This is a genomic window from Rhodococcus sp. B10, assembly GCF_011770055.1.
Lineage (GTDB): Bacteria > Actinomycetota > Actinomycetes > Mycobacteriales > Mycobacteriaceae > Rhodococcoides > Rhodococcoides kyotonensis_B.
Genome location: NZ_JAAFYV010000003.1, coordinates 165502 through 187284 on the forward strand (window position 1 = coordinate 165502; position 21783 = coordinate 187284).

Annotated in this window: 16 protein-coding genes and 1 tRNA gene; 10 read left to right on the plus strand and 7 right to left on the minus strand. The window is 64.9% G+C overall.

All coding sequences use genetic code 11. The features are described 5' to 3' along the window. Nucleotides 1–48 precede the first annotated feature (48 nt). From RhoFasB10_RS03265 to RhoFasB10_RS03285, 5 genes are all read left to right on the plus strand, one after another. Nucleotides 49–876 carry a TM2 domain-containing protein gene (locus RhoFasB10_RS03265; protein ID WP_167675103.1) on the plus strand — a complete coding sequence of 276 codons (828 nt, stop codon included), beginning with the start codon at nucleotides 49–51 and terminating at the stop codon, nucleotides 874–876. A gap of 262 nt (nucleotides 877–1138) precedes the next feature. Then, complete coding sequence (gltB, locus tag RhoFasB10_RS03270) at nucleotides 1139–5722, plus strand: glutamate synthase large subunit (RefSeq protein ID WP_167675048.1); 4584 nt, start codon at nucleotides 1139–1141, stop codon at nucleotides 5720–5722. Next, on the plus strand, nucleotides 5715–7217 hold the full coding sequence (locus RhoFasB10_RS03275; protein ID WP_068420802.1) for a glutamate synthase subunit beta: 1503 nt from the start codon (nucleotides 5715–5717) through the stop codon (nucleotides 7215–7217). The genes gltB and RhoFasB10_RS03275 overlap by 8 nt, the downstream gene beginning before the upstream one ends. Nucleotides 7218–7326: 109 nt before the next feature. After that, nucleotides 7327–8745, plus strand: a complete 1419-nt coding sequence (gene pyk, locus RhoFasB10_RS03280) for a pyruvate kinase (protein WP_167675050.1) — start codon at nucleotides 7327–7329, stop codon at nucleotides 8743–8745. Beyond that, entirely contained in the window at nucleotides 8746–9657 is a 912-nt protein-coding gene (locus tag RhoFasB10_RS03285; protein WP_167675052.1) for an acyl-CoA thioesterase II, read from the plus strand. 2 nt (nucleotides 9658–9659) lie between these two features. On the opposite strand, the gene RhoFasB10_RS03290 is transcribed toward RhoFasB10_RS03285, so the two are convergent. Beyond that, nucleotides 9660–10157 (minus strand): DNA-deoxyinosine glycosylase, encoded by a 498-nt coding sequence (locus RhoFasB10_RS03290; protein WP_068420807.1) that lies wholly within the window; start codon nucleotides 10155–10157, stop codon nucleotides 9660–9662. 84 nt (nucleotides 10158–10241) lie between these two features. Here RhoFasB10_RS03290 and RhoFasB10_RS03295 point away from each other — a divergent pair, with 84 nt between their 5' ends. After that, a complete protein-coding gene (locus RhoFasB10_RS03295; protein ID WP_167675054.1) occupies nucleotides 10242–10430 on the plus strand; it encodes a hypothetical protein in 189 nt (62 codons plus the stop codon). On the opposite strand, the gene RhoFasB10_RS03300 is transcribed toward RhoFasB10_RS03295, so the two are convergent. After that, nucleotides 10427–10909 (minus strand): anthrone oxygenase family protein, encoded by a 483-nt coding sequence (locus RhoFasB10_RS03300; RefSeq protein ID WP_114330681.1) that lies wholly within the window; start codon nucleotides 10907–10909, stop codon nucleotides 10427–10429. The two genes, RhoFasB10_RS03295 and RhoFasB10_RS03300, sit on opposite strands and share 4 nt — an antisense overlap. A 115-nt stretch (nucleotides 10910–11024) precedes the next feature. Here RhoFasB10_RS03300 and RhoFasB10_RS03305 point away from each other — a divergent pair, with 115 nt between their 5' ends. Continuing rightward, a complete protein-coding gene (locus RhoFasB10_RS03305) occupies nucleotides 11025–11996 on the plus strand; it encodes an AraC family transcriptional regulator (protein ID WP_167675056.1) in 972 nt (323 codons plus the stop codon). 50 nt (nucleotides 11997–12046) lie between these two features. Here the strand turns inward: RhoFasB10_RS03305 and RhoFasB10_RS03310 are convergent. Continuing rightward, nucleotides 12047–12123, minus strand: a tRNA-Leu gene (locus RhoFasB10_RS03310). A 158-nt stretch (nucleotides 12124–12281) separates the two neighbouring features. On the opposite strand from RhoFasB10_RS03310, the gene RhoFasB10_RS03315 reads away from it, so the two are divergent. Then, nucleotides 12282–12899 carry a response regulator gene (locus tag RhoFasB10_RS03315; RefSeq protein ID WP_068420811.1) on the plus strand — a complete coding sequence of 206 codons (618 nt, stop codon included), beginning with the start codon at nucleotides 12282–12284 and terminating at the stop codon, nucleotides 12897–12899. A 170-nt stretch (nucleotides 12900–13069) separates the two neighbouring features. Beyond that, on the plus strand, nucleotides 13070–14410 hold the full coding sequence (locus RhoFasB10_RS03320; protein ID WP_068420813.1) for an ABC transporter substrate-binding protein: 1341 nt from the start codon (nucleotides 13070–13072) through the stop codon (nucleotides 14408–14410). A 263-nt stretch (nucleotides 14411–14673) separates the two neighbouring features. Here RhoFasB10_RS03320 and RhoFasB10_RS03325 read toward each other — a convergent pair whose 3' ends face one another. From RhoFasB10_RS03325 to RhoFasB10_RS03340, 4 genes are read right to left on the minus strand one after another with little or no spacing between them, the layout of a single operon-like run. Further along, nucleotides 14674–15480 (minus strand): ABC transporter ATP-binding protein, encoded by an 807-nt coding sequence (locus RhoFasB10_RS03325; protein ID WP_167675058.1) that lies wholly within the window; start codon nucleotides 15478–15480, stop codon nucleotides 14674–14676. Continuing rightward, nucleotides 15477–16484: an ABC transporter ATP-binding protein gene (locus RhoFasB10_RS03330; RefSeq protein WP_068420817.1), complete on the minus strand. Its 1008-nt coding sequence runs from the start codon at nucleotides 16482–16484 to the stop codon at nucleotides 15477–15479. The genes RhoFasB10_RS03325 and RhoFasB10_RS03330 overlap by 4 nt, the downstream gene beginning before the upstream one ends. Continuing rightward, nucleotides 16474–17466 carry a branched-chain amino acid ABC transporter permease gene (locus RhoFasB10_RS03335; RefSeq protein WP_068420823.1) on the minus strand — a complete coding sequence of 331 codons (993 nt, stop codon included), beginning with the start codon at nucleotides 17464–17466 and terminating at the stop codon, nucleotides 16474–16476. The genes RhoFasB10_RS03330 and RhoFasB10_RS03335 overlap by 11 nt, the downstream gene beginning before the upstream one ends. 6 nt (nucleotides 17467–17472) lie before the next feature. Continuing rightward, the gene (locus RhoFasB10_RS03340) at nucleotides 17473–18702 is read right to left on the minus strand and encodes a branched-chain amino acid ABC transporter permease (RefSeq protein WP_254303374.1); all 1230 of its coding nucleotides are present in this window, start codon (nucleotides 18700–18702) and stop codon (nucleotides 17473–17475) included. 313 nt (nucleotides 18703–19015) lie between these two features. Between RhoFasB10_RS03340 and polA the strand changes: the two genes are divergently transcribed. Further along, the gene (gene polA, locus RhoFasB10_RS03345) at nucleotides 19016–21757 is read left to right on the plus strand and encodes a DNA polymerase I (protein ID WP_068420827.1); all 2742 of its coding nucleotides are present in this window, start codon (nucleotides 19016–19018) and stop codon (nucleotides 21755–21757) included. Nucleotides 21758–21783: the final 26 nt, after the last annotated feature.

Here is a 21783-nt window from a genome sequence, read left to right on the forward strand (position 1 = left end):
ATGGCAGACTCTCCGCATCAGCTGCCCGACCTGAACGAGGAGCGCACGGTGACCGAGCCCGAGAAGAACCGAGACGAGACGACGAGCGGATCCCGCAGCGACGCGGAACGTCCGTCCACTCCACCGGAGTTCGGTGCACCGTTCGACTACGACGCGACCGCGGAAGCATCGTTGTCGGAGCCGCCCGCCACGTCGGAGATCGGGCCGGTCACCGGTGCGACGGGGTCGGGCTCCGGCTCGGGTCCGGGATGGGACGTCCACTCCGGCGTCGGCAACGGTCCAGGATGGGGAGCAAGCCCGAGCTACCCGCCGCCGAGTGAGCCCGACGCGCCGGGTGTGAATCTCGACAAGCCCTCGGCGACACCGTCGTACGACCCGAACTCGTACGGAACCGACTACGGAACTCAGCCGTACGGTGCTCCCACGTACGGCGCGCCCAACTACGGTGACCCGAACCACGGGGGACCGGTGTACGGGCCGCCGGACCCTGGCTACCAGCAGTTCGCGCAGCCGACTTCCGACGCGGGATACGCGCCGCCACCCCCTCCCGGGTATGGACCCCAGGGCTATACGCCGCAGCCGTACGGCGGGTTCCAGGGTGGCTACGGCGTCGATCCGTCGGCACCGTTCGGGCGTCACCCGATGACGGGTGAGCCGCTGTCGGACAAGTCCAAGGTGACGGCCGGGCTTCTCGAAATCCTGCTCGGCGCTTTCGGTGCCGGTCGGTTCTATCTCAATCAGCCGGGGATCGCGATCGCGCAGATCGCCGTCACCTGGTTGACCTGTGGCATCGGTGGCATCTGGCCGTTGATCGACGGCATCATGATGCTCACCGGCAGTGTCCGCGACCAGCACGGTCGGCCCCTGCGCGATTAGCGTCGGTCGAGACCGGTAGCCCTGGAATTGTCGAGCTGTCAAGGGCTACTGGTAGGCTCGTTTCGTTCGGCCCCGGCCGGACCCCTTCGCGGGCCAGAGTTGTCCCGGTAGACCCCGAATTTCAGCACGAGCGAGCTCTCGCGTGACCCGTATCGTTGTCACCAGAGCTCATTCGCTGGCGGAGTCGCCGAGGAAAGAACGCCGCCGATGCGGCGCACAGCATTTTCACGGTGTCTCCCTGGCACAGGTGGAGGAGACGAGAATGCTGTTCTCACAGTTGCCGGCAGAGCAAGGTCTGTACGACCCTGCCCAGGAGAAGGACTCGTGCGGCGTCGCCATGATCGCCGACGTGGCCGGACGTCGGTCGCACAGCATCGTCGCCGATGGAGTTCTGGCGCTCGAGAACCTCGAACATCGAGGCGCGGCCGGTGCGGAACCCAACAGCGGTGACGGCGCGGGCATCCTGTTGCAGCTTCCCGTCGAACTCCTCGAGTCTCTGGTCGACTTCCCGCTGCCCGAAGCGCTGGCGGACGGCACCAACACGTACGCCGCCGGAATCTGCTTCCTGCCGCAGGGCATTCGCGAACGCGCCGACGCCGTGGCGCGCGTCGAGGCGATCGCCCACGAAGAGGGTCTCGACGTACTCGGGTGGCGCGAAGTTCAGGTCGATCCCGACGGCGCGGACATCGGTCTGACAGCGCTCGGCTGCATGCCGCACATGTCCTACCTGTTCGTGGCAGCGCCTGAGGTCGACGGCGTTCGCCTCGGCGGCCTCGAGCTCGACCGTCAGGTCTACGCGGTGCGCAAGCGCGCGGAGCGCGTCACGCCGGAGATCGCCGCGGCCGGTACCGGACTGTTCTTTCCGTCGCTGTCCAGCCGGACCATCGTCTACAAGGGCATGCTCACCACGATGCAGCTGCCCATGTTCTTCCCCGACCTTCGGAACCCGTTGTGCAAGAGCGCGATTGCGATCGTGCACAGCCGATTCTCGACCAACACGTTCCCGTCGTGGCCTCTTGCTCACCCGCACCGCTACGTCGCGCACAACGGTGAGATCAACACCGTCATGGGCAACCGCAACCGCATGCGGGCACGTGAGGCGATGCTGAGCAGCGCCATCATCCCTGGCGACCTCGAACGTCTGTATCCCATCTGCAACCCCGATGGTTCGGACTCCGTGTCCCTCGACGAGGTGCTCGAACTCCTGCATCTCGGTGGCCGCAGCGTGCCGCACGTCGTCATGATGATGCTGCCCGAGCCGTGGGAGAACCACCGCGACATGGACCCCGACGTGCGCGCGTTCTACCAGTTCCACGCGTCGATCATGGAGCCGTGGGACGGCCCCGCCTGCGTCACGTTCACCGACGGTTCCTACGTCGGTGCCGTGCTCGATCGCAACGGTCTGCGCCCCGGACGATGGTGGCAGACGGTCGACGGACGCATCATCCTCGCCAGTGAGGCGGGTGTCCTCGAGGTTCCGCAGTCCGAGGTCGTCGCGAAGGGTCGCCTCGAACCGGGCAAGATGTTCCTCGTCGACACCGCGGCGGGTCGCATCGTGCCCGACCCCGAGATCAAGCAGCAGCTCGCGGGCGAGCACCCGTATCAGGAATGGCTGCACGCGGGACTGCTCGAGATCAAGAGTCTGCCGGAGCGCGCCCACATCCAGTACAACCACGAGTCGGTCGTGCGCCGTCAGATCGCGTTCGGCTACACCGAGGAAGACCTGCGGGTCGTTCTGTCGCCGATGGCCGCGTCGGGCGGAGAACCGTTGGGCTCCATGGGAACCGACACTCCCGCCGCCGTCATGTCGCAGCGGTCCCGGTTGCTGTACGACTACTTCGTCGAACTGTTCGCGCAGGTCACCAACCCCCCGCTCGACTCGATTCGTGAAGAGATCGTCACGTCGCTGTCCCGCGTCATGGGCCCGGAGCAGAACTTGCTGGAGCCGACGGCCGCGTCGTGCCGCCAGATCGTGTTGCCGTGGCCGGTTCTCGACAACGACGAGCTCAACAAGATCATCCACATCAACCACGACGGGGATCACCCCGGCCTCGCTGCCACCGTGCTGCGCGGGCTGTACGAGGTGGAACGCGGGGGAGAGGGACTGGCCGAAGCCATCGAGAGTCTGCGACGCCGCGCGAGCAAGGCCATCGCAGCCGGGTTCCGCACGCTGATCATCTCCGACCGCGATTCGGACCACACGCATGCGCCGATTCCGTCCCTGCTCGCGACCGCGGCGGTGCACCATCACCTCGTCCGCACGAAGGAGCGCACCAAGGTCGCACTCGTCGTCGAGTCCGGCGACGCCCGCGAAGTACACCATCTCGCGCTGCTCATCGGCTACGGCGCCGCGGCGGTCAACCCGTACCTCGCCATGGAGTCCATCGAGGACCTCGTCGGCGAAGGCGAGCTGACGGGCGTCGAATCGTCCGTGGCGGTGCGCAACTATCTGTACGGACTCGGCAAGGGCGTGCTGAAGGTGATGTCCAAGATGGGCATCTCGACCGTCGGATCCTATACGGGCGCACAGGTTTTCGAGGCCATCGGCCTCGACAAGGACGTGGTGCGCGAGTACTTCAAGGGCACCGTCAGCAAGCTCGGTGGTGTGGGCCTCGACGTGCTGGCCGAAGAGGTCAAGCTGCGGCACCGCCGCGCGTATCCGGAGAATCCGACCGACCGCGTGCACCGTCGTCTCGAGATCGGCGGCGAGTACCAGTTCCGTCGCGAGGGCGAACTGCACCTGTTCACGCCCGAGACGGTGTTCCTGCTGCAGCACGCGACGCGTACCGGACGCTTCGACGTCTTCCAGAAGTACAGCGACGAGGTCGATCGTCTGGCACGTGAGGGCGGCGCGCTGCGCGGGCTGTTCGAGTTGAAGGAAGGCATTCGCCCTCCTGTTCCGCTGGACGAGGTCGAGCCGGTCGAGTCCATCGTGACCCGGTTCAACACGGGTGCGATGAGCTACGGATCCATCTCGGCCGAGGCGCACGAGGCGATGGCAGTCGCGATGAACAATCTCGGCGGACGCTCCAACTCGGGAGAGGGCGGCGAGGACACCGACCGGTTGTACGATCCGACGCGTCGCAGCGCCGTCAAGCAGGTGGCCAGCGGACGTTTCGGTGTCACGAGCGATTACCTCGTGAACGCGTCGGACATTCAGATCAAGATGGCGCAGGGTGCGAAACCGGGTGAGGGAGGCCAGCTTCCGGGCTACAAGGTCTACCCGTGGGTGGCCAAGACGCGGCACTCGACGCCGGGCGTCGGGCTGATCTCGCCGCCCCCGCACCACGACATCTACTCGATCGAGGACCTCGCTCAGCTGATCCACGATCTGAAGAACGCGAACGAGAATGCGCGCGTTCACGTCAAGCTCGTCAGCTCGGTCGGGGTCGGCACGGTCGCGACGGGTGTCAGCAAGGCGCATGCCGACGTCGTCCTGATCTCGGGTTACGACGGCGGTACCGGCGCTGCGCCGCTGACCTCGCTCAAGCACGCTGGTGCGCCGTGGGAGATCGGTCTCGCCGACGCGCAGCAGACGTTGGTGCTCAACGGACTTCGTGACCGCATCACCGTGCAGTGCGACGGCGGTCTGCGGACGGGGCGCGACGTCATCGTGGCGGCGCTTCTCGGTGCCGAGGAGTTCGGTTTCTCGACTGCGCCGTTGATCGTGTCCGGCTGCATCATGATGCGGGTCTGTCACCTCGACACCTGCCCGGTCGGCGTCGCGACGCAGAACCCTGACCTGCGCAAGCGTTTCAACGGCAAGCCCGAGTTTCTCGAGGACTTCTTCCGTTTCGTTGCGGAAGATGTCAGGCAGTACCTGGCGAAGTTGGGCTTCCGCAGCATCGACGAGGCCGTCGGACACGCGGATGCGCTCGAGACGTCTGCAGGCATCGCGCACTGGAAGAGCCAGGGACTCGACCTGTCGCCGATCTTCGCAATGCCGACCGACCAGCACGGAGCTCCGCTGACGCAGCGGCGACGGTTGCGCGGCCAGGATCACGGTCTGGACTTCGCCCTCGACCGCACGCTCGTTCAGCTCGCCGAGGGTGCGCTCGAGGATGCTCACCCGGTCACGCTCGAACTACCGGTACGCAACGTGAACCGCACGGTCGGAACACTTCTCGGCTCCGAGGTCACCCGCCGGTTCGGTGGACGGGGTCTGCCGGACGACACCATTCGAGTGCAGCTGACCGGTTCGGCCGGGCAGTCGCTCGGCGCCTTCCTGCCCGCAGGTGTCACGATCGATCTGATCGGCGACGCGAACGACTACGTCGGCAAGGGACTGTCCGGCGGCCGCGTCGTCGTGCGTCCCGCCGAAGACGTCTCCTTCGTCCCGGAGGACAACGTCATCGCAGGCAACACACTTCTCTACGGCGCGACGTCGGGTGAGGTGTTCCTGCGCGGCCGCGTCGGCGAACGGTTCGCGGTGCGCAACTCGGGTGCGACGGCCGTCAACGAGGGCGTCGGAGACCACGCGTTCGAGTACATGACCGGAGGACGCGTCGTCGTCCTCGGCCCGACCGGGCGAAACATGGCCGCCGGAATGTCGGGCGGTATCGCCTTCGTCCTCGGCCTGGATGCGAGCGACGTCAACATGGACATGGTGACGTTGCAAACTCCCGATCCCGACGACTTCGCGTGGCTGCGCGAGACGGTGGAGAACCACCTGAAGTGGACCGGATCCACCGTCGCGGCCTCGCTCCTCGCGGACTGGCCTCGGCGGTCCGCACTGTTCACGAAGATCATGCCCGTCGACTACCAGCGTGTGCTGGAGGCGACGAGGATGGCGCGCGCCGAGGGGCGCGACGTCGACTCAGCAATCATGGAGGCAGCACGTGGCTGATCCCAGAGGATTCCTCAACGTCGTCAAGCAGGAAGCCGCCAAGCGGCCGATCACCGAACGCGTCAAGGACTGGAACGAGGTCTACTCGCACCAGCCCGCGTCCGAGCGCGCCGCAGAGGTGTCGGACCAGGCTCGTCGCTGCATGGATTGCGGTATTCCGTTCTGTCACTCGGGAACTGCGGGCTGTCCGCTGGGCAACCTGATTCCGGAGTGGAACGATCTCGTGCGACGGGACCGGTGGGACGCTGCGAGCGACCGACTGCACGCGACGAACAACTTCCCCGAGTTCACCGGACGCGTCTGCCCCGCGCCCTGCGAGGCGGCGTGCGTGCTGTCGATCGCCGAGAGCGACACCGGCGGTAGCGTGACGATCAAGCGTGTCGAGCAGACCATCGCCGATCTCGCGTGGGACGCAGGCTCGGTCGTGCCCCAGCCTCCGACGATCAACACGGGAAAGCGTGTCGCCGTCGTCGGTTCCGGTCCGGCGGGACTTGCTGCAGCGCAGCAACTCACGCGCGCCGGCCACGACGTGACCGTCTACGAACGCGACGACCGTCTCGGCGGTCTGCTGCGCTACGGCATCCCCGAATTCAAGCTGGAGAAATCCGTGCTGGACCAGCGACTGATGCAGATGCGTGCCGAGGGAACGCATTTCGTCACGGACTGCGAAGTCGGTGTCGACTTCACCGTCGAGCAGTTGCGGGAGAAGTTCGACGCGGTCGTGCTGGCGGTCGGAGCGCTGCGCGCTCGGGACAACACCGAGGTCGAGGGACGCTCTCTGGCCGGAATCCACTTGGCCATGGAGCATCTCGTGCCGGCCAACAAGGAATGCGAGGGCGACGGCCCTACATCGATCTCCGCGAAGGACAAGCACGTCGTCATCATCGGCGGCGGTGACACCGGGGCCGACTGTCTCGGTACCGCGCACCGGCAGGGTGCTGCGTCGGTGACCCAGTTGGATTACAACCAGGCGCTTCCCGAGATCCGCGACGAGCGCTCGCCGTGGCCGTCGTGGCCGCTGGTTCTCCGGACGTCGCCGGCTCACGCCGAGGGTGGCGTCGTACGGCACCAGGTTGCCGTGCAGCGTTTCCTGGGCGACGAGAACGGTCACGTACGCGCCATGGTGCTCGCCGAGGTCGAAGTCCAGCGCGATGCGGACGGCCGACGCGTCATCACCCCGATCGGCGAGGAGGTCGAGTTGCCGTGCGACCTCGCGCTGTTCGCCATCGGGTTCGAGGGCGTCGAGCACGGGCCGCTGCTCGACGACTACGGACTGACCCTGACCCGTCGCGGCGCGCTGTCGTGTGGCCCGGACTGGCAGACGACGGCGCCCGGTGTCTTCGTGTGCGGCGACGCGCACCGAGGAGCGTCGTTGGTCGTATGGGCCATCGCGGAAGGCCGGTCGGCGGCACATGGCGTCGACGCATACCTGACGGGCCGGTCGGATCTGCCGTCTCCGGTGCACCCGACTGCTTTGCCGCTGGCCGTGGTCTGAATTGATCCAGGTGTTCTGAACAGGTCTGACGCGATGTTACCGACGGGTAGAATCGCGTCGGACCCCTCTGCCATGGAGAAGGCAGGAGCCACAGTCTAGGCTCGTGTTCGTGAGCCGACGTACGAAGATCGTTTGCACCCTTGGACCCGCCACCGCTACCAGTGATCGAATCCGTGAACTCGTCGAGAGTGGAATGGATGTCGCCCGACTGAATTTCAGCCACGGCGATCACCCGGATCATCAGGCAAACTACGAAAGAGTCCGTGCCGCATCGAATGCCACGGGCAAAGCCGTCGGCATCCTCGCCGATCTGCAGGGACCGAAGATCCGCCTCGGCCGCTTCGCCGAAGGCAAGACCACCTGGGCCAACGGCGAATTGGTGCGCATCACCGTCGAGGAGTGCGAAGGCACCCACGACCGCGTGTCGACGACCTACAAGGAACTCGCTCAGGACGCCAAGGAAGGCGACCGGCTGCTGGTCGACGACGGCAAGGTCGGACTCGTCGTCACCGGCGTCGAGGGCAACGACGTGCTGTGCCGCGTCACCGAGGGTGGACCCGTCAGCAACAACAAGGGTGTCTCGCTGCCCGGTATGAACGTGTCGGTACCGGCGCTGTCCGAGAAGGACATCGCCGATCTGGAGTTCGCACTGCAGCTCGGAGTCGACTTCATCGCACTGTCCTTCGTTCGGTCGCCCGCCGACGTCGAACTGGTGCACGCGGTGATGGACCGCGTCGGCCGACGAGTTCCGGTCATCGCGAAGCTGGAGAAGCCGGAGGCCATCGACAACCTCGAAGCCATCGTGCTCGCGTTCGACGCAATCATGGTCGCGCGTGGCGATCTCGGCGTCGAGCTGCCGCTCGAGCAGGTTCCGCTGGTGCAGAAGCGCGCCATCCAGATCGCGCGTGCCAACGCCAAGCCCGTCATCGTCGCGACGCAGATGCTCGAGTCGATGATCGAGAATTCGCGCCCCACCCGCGCGGAGGCGTCGGACGTCGCGAACGCCGTGCTCGACGGCACCGACGCCGTGATGCTGTCCGGTGAGACCTCCGTCGGCAAGTACGTCATGGAGACCGTCCGCACGATGGCTCGGATCGTCGAGACCGTCGAGAGCGAGGGCGAGCCGGTTCCGCCGCTGACCCATGTGCCGCGTACCAAGCGTGGTGTCATCTCCTACGCTGCACGCGACATCGGCGAGCGTCTCGACGCGAAGGCTCTGGTCGCCTTCACGCAGTCCGGTGACACCGTGCGTCGTCTCGCGCGTCTGCACACGTCCCTTCCGCTGCTCGCGTTCACCTCGATCCCCGAGGTCCGGTCGCAGCTCGCACTGAGCTGGGGCACCGAGACCTTCCTGGTCCCCGAGGTCGCGACGACGGACGCGATGGTGATCGAGGTCGACAAGGCGCTGCTGGAGCTGGGTCGATACAGCAAGGGCGATCAGGTCGTGATCGTAGCCGGAGCTCCTCCCGGCACAGTAGGCTCGACCAACTTGATCCACGTGCACCGAATTGGAGAAGAGGACCGGTAAGTGACCGATGCGGGGGGAACCGGCGCTGCAGCCTCAGCGTCGACCGAGGGCAAGACGGATCTACAGACGCTCCTCGAGTTGCTCGAGCTCGAGGAGACCGGCGAGGACACGTTCCGGGGGGTTCATCCTCGCCAGGTGGGCAGCCGGACCTTCGGCGGACAGATGGTGTCTCAGGCACTGATCGCCGCCGGGCGCACGGTGTCCGGCACGTCACGTGACGTGCACGCCATCAATGCGCACTTCATTCGAGGCGGTGACGTCAAGAAGCCGATCGAGTATCGCGTCGAGCGTCACCGCGACGGGCGCGCCTTCGCGAACCGTCAAGTCACCGCGCTGCAGGACGGCGACGAGATCTTCGTGATGCTCGCGGCGTTCCAGGATTTCGGCAAGGGGCTCGAGCACAGCGTCGAGTTGCCCGAGGTGCCGTACCCGGATACGTTGCCGCCGTTGGGTGATCACTTCGTCGGGTACGAGGATCGACTGCAGATGTTCGTCGACGCGCTCAAGCCCATCGACATGCGCTACGCCAACGACCCCGCCTGGATTCTGCAGACCACGGGGGAGAAGCTCACGCACAATCGCGTCTGGATGAAGGCGGACGGGGAGCTGCCCGACGATCCGATCTTCCACGCGGCGACCATGGGGTACGCGTCGGACACCACGGTGCTCGATTCGATCCTCACCACCCACGGATTGTCGTGGGGACTCGACCGTATCGTCGCGGCGACGGTCAACCATTCCATCTGGTTCCACCGTCCGTTTCGTTTCGACGAATGGGCCCTCTACGCCACGGAATCACCTGTGGCCGCGGGGTCGCGCGGTCTCGCGACCGGCCGCTTCTTTTCGACGGACGGAGTACTGCTCGCAACCGTCGTGCAGGAAGGCCTGATTCGGCACTTCCCGAGAAAGTAGCTTCATCCGCGATCGACGACGGCCCTCCACGCGTCGAGCTTGCGTTCGTACGTCATCGACGCGTGCGCCGGGCTCGTCGACGGCAGCCGTACCAGTGCGATCGGACTCTGCGGGGTTGTCACGTACCGGAGGAAGCTGGATTCGGCTTTGGCCCCGTTGAAGAAGATGCGTTCGATCGTCGGATGTTCGCGAATCAGCGTGTCGATGTCGTTGACGACGATGGACGATTCCTCGATCGCCGAATCGAGACTGCCGAGACGCGTACACAGTTTCAACACATCCCATACAGCGATCCCGTGGGACTGCAGCACCGTCGTCCGTTTCTCGTACGGGACCGACGGTCCCGCGCCGAAGAGGTCGCCCATGATCGGCCAGAACGCGTTTCGCGGATGGGCGTAGTACTGATTCGCCGTCAGGGAGGCGACGCCGGGCATCGAGCCCAGGATCAACGTGTGCGCGGAACGATCGATGATCGGCGGGAAACTGTGCACGGTGGTCACCGCTCCACAGTGACACACGACGAAAGTCGGGGACACGTCACGAAAGGATGCGAGTTCGCCTGTGAAGGGCGGACAATGGAGCCCATGTTGGATCCACGAGTACTCGACAACCATGAACTCGACGCCGAACTGGCTGTGCTGCGCCGCGGCCGCGACCAGTCGATGGACGAAGGCGCCGACGACGCAGCGCTGGCGGAGGCCGACCGCTTGATCGCGGCGTTCGAGAACGAGATCGAGTCGATGCGCAAGGCGGCCGCCGACCCGGAGATCTAGCGGTGCGCGGCGACCGTCAACGCCGCGCACGCCGCGATCGCGGTCACGGTTCGCGCATCGTTCCAACGTGTCCAGCGCGTGAGATAGTCGCTCCACGTACGCAGTCCGGCCGCCGAGTGGGGGTCGGCGGCCGCCAGTGCGTCGTTCATCGGAACGTTGATCGCGCTCGTGACGACGACACATCCGATCACGAACAACGCCGCGCCTGTGGTCACGAGAATCCTGTTGCCGGCGGACGGCGACATCCACGACGTCATCACCGCGACCACAGCTGCGGCTGCACTCCCGAAGAACACGGTCATGAAGACGGGAGAGACGATCTCGACGTTCATTTGTTGCATCGACGACACAGCTGCATCCTGAGGTTGCGATCGCAGCGCCGGTATGACGCTCACCGAGAAGGCGAGGAGTACCCCTGCTGTGATGCCGCAGCCGACGGCTGCGATCGTCGTCGACACCGATGCAATGCGTTCGATCATCGGGAGCTCCTTCGTCGTGTGGTGATACTCAGCATCGACGCCGATCCATGGACTTTCCATGACTGTTCATCGCTGTTTCATGCCCGTTCGTCCAGCTCGGTCGTATCATCGGTGCATGCGTGGACCGGACCCGTGGGCGACGCCGGATGCCCTCGGCGAAGCTCTGCACTTCCTGCGTATGACGGGTGCCTTCTATTGCCGGTCGGAGTTGTCCGAGCCGTGGGGGCTCGAGATGCCGCGAATGGACGACTGCATGTGGTTCCACGTCGTCACCGACGGCCGGTGCAGACTCGACGTCGACGGCGCCGCGATCAGGTACCTCGTTCCTGGCGAATTCGCGCTCGTGCCACACGGTTTGGGACACACACTGGCCAGCGACGACCACGCAGGTGCATCCGCCCCGGTCGTCTACGACTTACCGCACGACTACGTCAGTGATCGTTACGCCGTCATACGCCATGGAGGCGGCGGTGTTTCGACGACGATGATCTGTGGGGCCGTTCGACTCGATCACCCGTCGGCGGTGCACTTGATCCGCTCGCTGCCGCCGCTGATCGTCGTGGAATCCGTGCCGTCGCCGCATCTGTCCTGGATGCACAGCACGCTCGGTCTCGTCGCCGACGAGGCACGCACACTACGGCCCGGTGGGGAAGCCGTCATCACGCGGCTCTCGGACATTCTGGTCATCCAGGCGTTGCGATCGTGGATCGAACACGACCCCGCAGCCAGGACCGGCTGGCTCGGCGCGTTGCAGGACCCGGGCATCGGACCGGCGCTGGCATCGTTGCACCGCAGCCCGGACACGCAATGGACCGTCGCGTCGCTTGCTGCCTCCGTGACGATGTCGCGCTCGGCGTTCGCGGCGAGATTCACCGCGTTGGTGGGGGAGACACCGATGAAATACCTCGCCCGCTGGCGAATGCAGGTGGCACACGATCTGCTGCGCTCGGGCGACGTGACCGTGGCGGAATTGGCGAAGCGATCGGGCTACGACTCCGACGCGGCCTTCGCGCGGGCATTCAAACGGGTAATCGGTGTGCCGCCTGGGAGTGTGCGGCGACGCGTCGAGACGACCTCGATCTTCTGATTTCTCGCTGGTGTCTCGATTTGTCGCTGCTGTCTTGCCTTTTCGAGATGTGGTGCCCCCGGTCAGACTCGAACTGACACTGTACGGGTTTTGAATCCGTTTCCTCTGCCAATTGGGATACGGGGGCCTGCGTTGTCTTGCGGTTCACTACTTTAGAAGATGCGCCGACGGGGTCAACCACCGGTACCCTTCAAATGCTCTCACGACCGGGTGGAAGCATCGTGCGTGCCTACGCATGCGAACGGTTTGCGCTGGTCGATGACTTGTCGAAGGAGACTGTTACTCATGAATGCTCCTGTTACGCAGGAGGGCGGCAGGCCCGCTCTCCGTGTCGTGGTTGCCGAGGACGAATCGCTGATTCGCCTGGATCTGGTGGAGATGCTGCGCGAGGAGGGCTACGAGGTCGTCGGAGAGGCCGCCGACGGGCAGCAGGCCGTCGATCTGGCCGTCGAACTCCGTCCGGATCTGGTGATCATGGATGTGAAGATGCCTCGGCGTGACGGCATCGACGCCGCGTCGGAGATCGCGGAGAAGCGCATCGCGCCGGTCGTGATTCTCACCGCATTCAGTCAGCGCGAGTTGGTGGAGAAAGCGCGCGACGCGGGCGCGATGGCCTACCTCGTGAAGCCGTTCTCCAAAGCCGATCTGATGCCGGCCGTCGAACTCGCGGCAAGCCGATACACCGAGATCTCGTCCCTCGAAAGCGAAATCGCGGATCTGCAGGAACGTCTAGAGACGCGCAAGCTGATCGAGCGTGCGAAGGGCAAGCTCATGGAGTCGCAGTCCTTGACAGAGCCGCAGGCGTTCAAGTGGATTCAGCGCGCGGCCATGGACAGGCGAACGACGATGAAGGCCGTTGCCGAGGTCATCATCGAGACGCTCGATCCACCCGCGGAGGCGTGACAGCGCCCCCGAACGCTACGGCCACGTAAATCTTCGGCAGCTGAGGTCACAGTCAGGTCACGAGCCTTCTTCTCACCGATCGCACATCGCTTCGGGCAGATAGCGTCTGATCCCACACGAGGCACATATTTCACGTGCGCTTCATCGATGAGCAATCAAGGAGACCCCCGATGGCAAAACGGACCTACGTCCGCACGGCTGCGGTTCTGAGTGCTGCGTCATTGGCACTGTTCGGCTGTTCCTCGAGTGACGATTCCAGCTCGGAGGACAGTGCCAATTCCGCCAGCGGTGGCGGATCGGCAGCCGCGGAGACGACGGTGTCCACCGATTGCACACCGGAACAGGCCACCGCCGGTGCCACCCCGGTCACGACGCCTCTCGTCGTCGGCACGTTGCTCCCCGAAACCGGTACCCTCGCCTTTCTCGGCCCGCCCGAAGTCGCCGGTGTTCAGCTCGCGATCAACGACGTCAACGCCGCAGGGGGCGTACTCGGTCAGCCGGTTCAGTTGATCCCCGGTGACTCCGGCGACACCACGACGGACACCGCGAACGTCACCGTCGACCGCCTACTCGCCGGTGGCGCCGACGTCATCGTCGGAGCAGCGTCGTCGTCGGTGTCGCTCAAGGTGATCGACAAGATCGCCAGCGCAGGCGTCGTGCAGTTCTCGCCGGCCAACACCTCCGACCAGTTCGTCTGCTACCCGGACAAGGGGCAGTACTTCCGTACCGCACCGACGGATGTCCTACAGGCACAGGCGTTGTCGCAGCTCATCGCCGAGGACGGCGCTCAGCGTGTGTCCATCCTCGCGCTGAACGACCCGTACGGCACCGGTCTCGCGCAGAACACCGTCGACAATCTTCAGGACGCGGGCATCCCGTCGGATCAGATCCAGAAGATCATCTACGACCCCAATGCGCAGTCCTTCAACGCCGAGGTCGACGACGTGAAGAACTTCGCGCCCGACGCGGTAGCGGTCATCGGCTTCGAGGAGTCGGCGAAGATCATCACCCGTATGCACGAGGTCGGCATCGGTCCGTCCGACGGCACTCTGGTCTACGGTGTCGACGGCAACATGGGTAACGCACTGGGTGAGGCCGTCGCAACGCCGTTGCTGGACACGATGAAAGGCACGACGCCGCTCACCGACGTCGGAACCGAATTCCAGGACCGTCTGAAGGCGCTCAACCCTGCGCTGGTCGACTTCAACTACTCCGGTGAGTCCTACGACGCCGTCGTCATCTCGGCGCTCGCGGCGGAACAGGCGAAATCGACTGCGGGAACGGACATCGCGGCCAACATCAACAGTGTCACCAAGGACGGCGAGAAGTGCACCAGCTTCGCGCAGTGCCTGCCGCTGGTCCAGGCCGGAACGGACATCGACTACGACGGCATCACCGGCGCGCTGAACTTCAGCGACTCGGGTGAGCCTGCCACCGGGTCTTACGGCAAGCTCGTCTTCGGCCCCGAGAACACCCTCACGACAGAGGGATACATCGTCGTCGGGGAGTGATGCTCGACCGGATGTGAACGAGCCCCGATCCGCTCAGCGGGTCGGGGCTCGTTCGTGTTCGGGCGCGGTGGGCCTGGGTGACCGAAGGACGCCCTCGCTCACTCTGAGTGAGCAAGGGGCGCCCTCGGTCCGGGGGGCGCGGTGAGCCTGGGTGACCGAATGACGCCTTCGCTCACTCTGAGTGAGCAAGGGGCGCCCTCGGTCCGGTGAGCCGGCCCCAAGTGACCGAAGGTGACATTCGGTCACCCCCCCAGCGCGCGCACCTACTTCTCTTTACTCCCCGCGAGCGTGCCGAGGTACAACTCGATGACCTTCGGGTCGTTCATGAGGTTGGTACCGGTGTCGGTGTAGGCGTTTCGACCCTGATCGAGCACGTATCCGCGGTCGCAGATCTGTAGGCATCGGCGGGCGTTCTGTTCGACCATGATGATCGAGACACCCGTCGCGTTGATCTTCTTGCAGCGGATGAACACTTCGTCCTGGAACATCGGGGACAGACCGGCCGACGGCTCGTCGAGCAGAAGGACCGACGGTTCCATCATCAACGCACGGCCCATCGCGACCATCTGCCTCTCGCCGCCGGACAGTGCGCCTGCCTTGACCTTCCTGCGTTCGCCCAGAAGTGGGAACAGCTCGCTCACGAACGCGAACCTCTCCGCGAACTTCTTGGGACGCAGGTAGATTCCCATCTCGAGGTTCTCTTCGATGGTGAGCGACGGGAACACGTTCTGCGTCTGTGGAACGTAGCCGACACCTTTGGTGACCAGGACGTGCGCCTGGGCCGACGTGATGTTGTCGCCGCGCAGCTTCACCGAACCCTGACGGACGGGGATCAGGCCGAACAGGGTTTTCAGCAGTGTCGACTTGCCCGCGCCGTTGGGGCCGATGATGCCGACGATCTCACCGTCACGAAGAAAGAAATTGCATTCGTTCAGGATGTTGACCCCGGGAATGTAGCCGGCCACCAGGTTGTCGGCGCGGACCAGTGCCCCCTCGGCGAGCCTGGCGTGTTCGTCCGGCGTCGCCGCGAATTCCGCTGGTGTCAGGTTTCCTGTGTTCGCTTCGCTCATCGCCCGTCCTCCTTTGTTGCCGTGGGGGAGTCGGCCACGAATTCCGGTTCGGACAGGTCGCCGCCTGCTTCGAGCTCTTCCGCTTCGGCTTGTTCGAGTGCTTCGGCCAGTCGTGCTGTTGCACCGACCGGATCACCGTTCTCGTCGAACTCGAGCGCTTGGTCGTGGTGACTGCCGAGGTAGGCGTCGACGACGGCGCCGTTGTTGGACAGTTCCTCCGGCGTCGATTCGGCGATCACGCTGCCCTGAGCCATGACGACGACCCAGTCGCTGATGTCACGGATGACGTCCATGTCGTGCTCGACGAACACGACGGTCATGCCGTCGTCGCGTAGGGACTTGATGTGACTCAACAAGCTCTGTGTCAGAGCTGGATTGACGCCCGCCATCGGCTCGTCCAACATGACCACCGCCGGGTCGGTCATCAGTGCGCGTGCCATCTCGAGCAGCTTGCGCTGACCACCCGACAGCGAGCCGGCGAGGTCGTCCGCTTTCGCGTCGAGTTTGAAGCGGCTGAGCAACTCGTACGCACGCTCGGTGATCTCCCTCTCCTGGGCCTTCCAGGTCCAGGGCAGGAGAGTGTTCAGGATTCGCTCACCGCGCTGGCCGGTGGCCCCCAACTTCACGTTGTCGAGAACGGACAGCTTCGACAACGCCTTGGTCAGCTGGAACGTGCGCACGACGCCCTGCCGTGCGACCTGATGCGGGTGCATGCGGCCGAGTGACTTCCCGTCCATCGACCATGTTCCCGTGTCCGGGCGGTCGAATCCGGTGAGCAGGTTGAACAAAGTCGTCTTGCCTGCCCCGTTCGGACCGATGAGCCCGGTGATACACCCTCGTTGGATTTCGAGATGGGCGACGTCGACGGCCTTGAGTCCGCCGAACGTGCGCGAGACGCCGTCGACGACGAGCGTCGGATCCGGTTTCGGTGCGCCCGGGACTCCGGGAACGCCCGCGAAGAGCGCGGCGCGTTGCTCCTTGCTGAGCACAGTCTTATCGGGCATCGATCTGGACCTCTCGCTTGTTGCCGAGGATACCCTGGGGTCGGAAGACCATCAGTACCGCGATCAGGATGCCCAACAACACGAAACGTGTTGCGCCGACCTGTTGTTCGGTGAGGTTCAACAACGGATCCGGGCCTGCGATGGCTTGACGCAGTAGAGCGTCGGGAATCGACAGCAGGAACCAGAACAGCATCGCGCCGAGCACCGGGCCGAAGACCGTCGCAGCGCCGCCGAGGATCAACGCGCCGAACGCGAAGAATGTCTGTGCCGTCGAGTAGAAGTCGGGGTTGATGGACTTGGTCTGCAGGGCGTTGAACACGCCGCCCATGCCACCGATGACACCGCCGAGCACGAGGGCCTGCATCTTGTAGACGAAGACGTTCTTGCCCAGAGACCGCGCGGCGTCCTCGTCCTCGCGCACGGCTTTGAGGACGCGGCCCCACGGGCTGTGCGTCAGCAGGTACACCAGCCCGCACAGCAGCAGGACGAGCGACCATCCGACGACCATGGCCCACAGGTCGTCGCCGTAGAACTTGACCCCGAGGAACGAGTACTGCTTACCGGAGTCGAACGGGCTGAGCGAGGTGAACGGATCGGCGAAGCCGAAGATGCCGTTCGTCGACTTCGTCACGGAATCGGTTGCCGTCGAACGGAACACGAGACGCAGAATTTCCGACGCGGCGATTGTCACGATGGCCAGATAGTCGGCTCGCAGCCTGAGCGTCGGGATGCCGAGCACGAGTGCGAGGAGTCCCGCCGCTCCGAGGCCGACGAGGATTCCCAACCACAGCGGCTGCTGATAGGTGATCGTCATGATGCCGACGCCGTATCCGCCGAGCAACGCGAATCCGATCTGACCGAAGTTCAGCAGACCGGCGTAGCCGAAGTGCAGGTTCAGTCCGATCGCGAGCAGCGCGTAGAAGATTGCCGACGGCCCGATCAGCTGTGCGAGCGAGACTTGAAGTGCTCCGAGAACATCCATGTCGTATCACCCGATCCTTTGCCGCGAACCGAGGATGCCCTGAGGCCTGACCACGAGGATGAGAATCAAGACGAGCAGTCCTCCGATGTACTTGAGATCGGGATTGATGATCATCGTCGACCACTGAACGAGCAGTCCGACGATCACGCAGCCGAGGAGCGCTCCGTATGCGGTTCCCAAGCCGCCGAGGGTGATTCCGGCGAACATGAGCAGCAGCAGTTTGAAGCCCATCTCCCATTGGACCCGGCCCCCGAGTTCCGACAGCCCGAACAGGACACCGCCGAGGGCGGCCAATCCACCGCCCAGACACCAGACGAAGGTGACGACACGTTCGACGTCGATACCCGACGACGCAGCGAGGTCGCGATTGTCGGCCACGGCGCGCATTGCCTTGCCGATTCGGGTGCGCTGCAACATCACTGCGACACCGACGAGGACGACGATGCTGATGACGATGCAAGCGAGGCCCACGTTCGTGATCGCGAACGGCCCCCATTCGTTCTGCGTCTGCGCCTGATAGTCGTCGAAGGGCTCCGAACGGTCGGAGAAGAAGATCAGAATCAGATACCGCAGCGCGATGGCGAGGCCGATGGACACCACCAACTGTGCGATCAAGCCGGTCTTACGTTTTCGTAGTGGTCTCCAGATGGCAGAGTTGGCCAGCCACCCGATCGCTATTCCGACGACGATCGCCAGAAGCGTCGCCCAGATGAGCTGAATACCCATGGACACGTTGAAGACCCAGGCTGCGACGGCGCCCAGCGTGACCAGCTCGCCGTGCGCGAAGTTGGTCAGTCCCGTCGTCCCGAAGATGAGGCTCAGGCCCACGGCGGCCAGTGCGATCACGAGGCCGAATCGAAAGCCGTCGACCGTCGTTCGGATGAACTTCTCGTAGAACGGGACCTCGTTCGAGGTACGCGCCTCGCCGAACGAGAAGATGACGGTGTTCGCTCGGCCCGCTTGGACGTCGCGTTCGACCGAGCCCTGGACGCTGACGTCGTCGGGCAGCGTGTCTGCGACGACCTCGAACGTGTATGTGCCGGGCGACAATTCGAGTGTCCAGCGACCGCCGTCCTCCGACGTCGTGCGGCCCGCCTCGGCGCCCGACGCGTCGACCGCCCGGACGTCCACGCCGACCAGTCTCTCCCCGCCGTTGTTCAGGCTGCCGCTGACGGCGACGGCGTTCGCCGGAGGAGGAGGCGGTTCCTGCGCGAGCGCGGAACCGCCGAACGCCACCGCGAACACGGCGGCGAGAAGTGAGAGAACGAGTATTCGGGACGAATGTCGGCGGTGGCGCCGTGGTCGAGTCGATCTTCGGTTCCATCGCACACTTGGAGCCACGCACGTCCTCCGGACGGTGTAAGAGCCGGCCAGTATCGGCCGACTGGAGCTTGCAATTCTCGGACTCTAACCGTCCGGACCGCCCGAAACCGGCGAGTTGAATTTCCGGCTTGTATCTTTTGCGTTTCGAACTACTTGGCCGCACGTCGGAGGCGTGCCTCGAGATCCGTTTACGTCCTGTCGGTGCCCGTACCTAGACTGAGTAACCGTGAGCCCCGTAACCGACGCACGTGCATCCTCCGCATCCTCGACCGGTACGTCCGCAGATGGCGAGCAGCCGACGTTGCTGCTCATCGACGGGCACTCCATCGCCTTTCGGGCGTTCTTCGCGCTGCCGGTGGAGAACTTCAAGACCACCAGTGGGCAGTCCACCAACGCCGTCTACGGGTTCACGTCGATGCTGATCAACCTGTTGCGCGACGAGAAGCCGACGCACATCGCGGCGGCGTTCGACGTGTCGCGACAGACCTTTCGTGCCGAGCGGTTCCCGGACTACAAGGCAAACCGCAGCAAGACGCCCGACGAGTTCGCCGGCCAGGTCGACATCACCAAGGACGTCCTGGGTGCGATGGGCATTCCGGTCATGGCGGAGGCGGGCTTCGAGGCCGACGACATCATCGCCACGCTGACGACGCAGGCCGAGGCGCTCGGATACAAGGTGCTCGTCGTCACCGGCGACCGCGACTCGCTGCAGTTGGTGACCGACAACGTGACGGTGCTGTACCCGCGCAAGGGCGTCTCGGATCTCACGCGGTTCACGCCCGCTGCCGTCACCGAGAAGTACGGGCTGACGCCGTCGCAGTACCCGGATTTCGCGGCGCTGCGCGGCGACCCGAGCGACAACCTCCCCGGCATTCCTGGCGTCGGCGAGAAGACCGCGACCAAGTGGATCGTCCAGTACGGGTCTCTCGAAGAATTGGTCACCAACGTCGACAAGGTCAAGGGCAAGGTCGGCGATGCGCTGCGTGCCAACTTGTCGAGTGTGGTGCTCAACCGGGAGCTAACCGAGATGGTGCGCGACGTCCCACTGCCGTACACGCCCGATCAGTTGGAGCTCGCGCCGTGGGATCGCGAAAAGATTCACGGCTTGTTCGACGATCTCGAGTTTCGCGTGCTGCGCGACCGCCTGTTCGACACGTTGGCGTCGGCAGAACCCGAAGCGGAGGAAGGGTTCGACGTCCGCGGCGGCGCGATCGCCCCGGGCGAGCTCGCCGAGTGGCTGACAACGCATGCGTCGTCCGGGCAGCGTCACGGGCTCTCGGTGGTCGGTCCACGTCGTCCGTTCGACAGCGACGCGTTGTCCATCGCCATTGCTGCGTCCGATGGTGAAGGCGGATTCGTGGACACCGCTTCGCTCGACGAGTCGGACGAGAAGGCGTTGGCTGCCTGGCTCGCCGACGACGGTCAGCCCAAGGCGCTGCACGAGGCGAAGTGGGCCATCCATGCGCTGCGCGGCCGCGGGTGGACGCTCGGCGGGCTCACGAGCGACACCGCGCTCGCGGCGTACCTGGTGCGTCCAGGTCAGCGCAGCTTCAACCTCGACGACCTCTGCCTGCGGTACCTCAAGCGCGAACTGCGCGCCGAGGATTCCGTCGAGGGCCAGATGTCGCTGCTCGACACCGAGGACGTCGCGGCCGCCGCCGTGGCCGAGGGCGAGATTCTGCGTGCTCAGGCAGTCCTCGATCTCGCCGCGACGCTCGACGACGAGCTGGCGAGCATCGAGTCGAGCGCGTTGTTGACCGACATGGAATTGCCTCTGCTGTCGGTGCTTGCCGACCTCGAAGCAACCGGTATCGCCGTCGACAACAATCATCTCGGTGAGCTGCAGAGCCAGTTCGCGTCTCAGGTCGCCGACGCCGCCAACTCGGCGTACGAGGTCATCGGCAAGCAGATCAACCTGGGGTCGCCGAAGCAGCTGCAGGTCGTGCTGTTCGAGGAGCTCGACATGCCGAAGACGAAGAAGACCAAGACCGGTTACACCACCGACGCCGACGCCTTGCAGGGTCTGTTCGAGAAGACCGAGCACCCGTTCCTGAAGTTCCTGCTCGACCATCGAGACGCGACTCGGATGAAGGTCACCGTCGACGGTCTACTCAAATCCGTGGCCGACGACGGCCGCATCCACACCACCTTCAACCAGACCGTCGCGGCGACCGGGCGGTTGTCCTCGACCGAGCCGAATCTGCAGAACATCCCGGTTCGTAACGACGCGGGACGACACATTCGAGACGGCTTCGTCGTCGGCGACGGCTACGACACGCTGCTCACCGCCGACTACAGCCAGATCGAGATGCGCATCATGGCTCACCTGTCCGGCGACGAGGGGCTGATCGAGGCGTTCAACACCGGCGAGGATCTGCACAGCTTCGTCGGTGCGCGCGCATTCGGTGTACCGATCGAGGACGTCACATCGGAACTCCGTCGCCGCGTCAAGGCGATGTCGTACGGCCTTGCCTACGGGTTGAGCGCGTTCGGTCTTGCCGCGCAGCTCAAGATCTCCACCGACGAGGCCAAGGAGCAGATGGAGGCCTACTTCTCGCGCTTCGGTGGTGTGCGTGACTACCTGCGCAACGTCGTCGAGGAGTCGCGGAAGGTCGGATACACATCGACGTTGTACGGTCGGCGTCGCTACCTTCCGGATCTGACCAGCGACAACAGGCAGCGCCGCGAGGTCGCCGAGCGTGCTGCGCTGAACGCCCCCATTCAGGGCACTGCCGCCGACATCATCAAGGTCGCCATGATCGACACGCACACGGCGTTGGCGGAAGCCGGGCTGCGTTCGCGCATGCTGCTGCAGGTCCACGACGAACTCGTCCTCGAGGTCGTCGAGTCCGAACGCGAAGAGGTCGAGGCGCTGGTGCGCGACAAGATGTCGTCGGCCATCGATCTGTCGGTCCCGCTCGAGGTGTCGGTCGGCACCGGCGCCAGCTGGGACAAGGCCGCGCATTAGGAGTTCCCCAATAGCAAGAGGCCCGG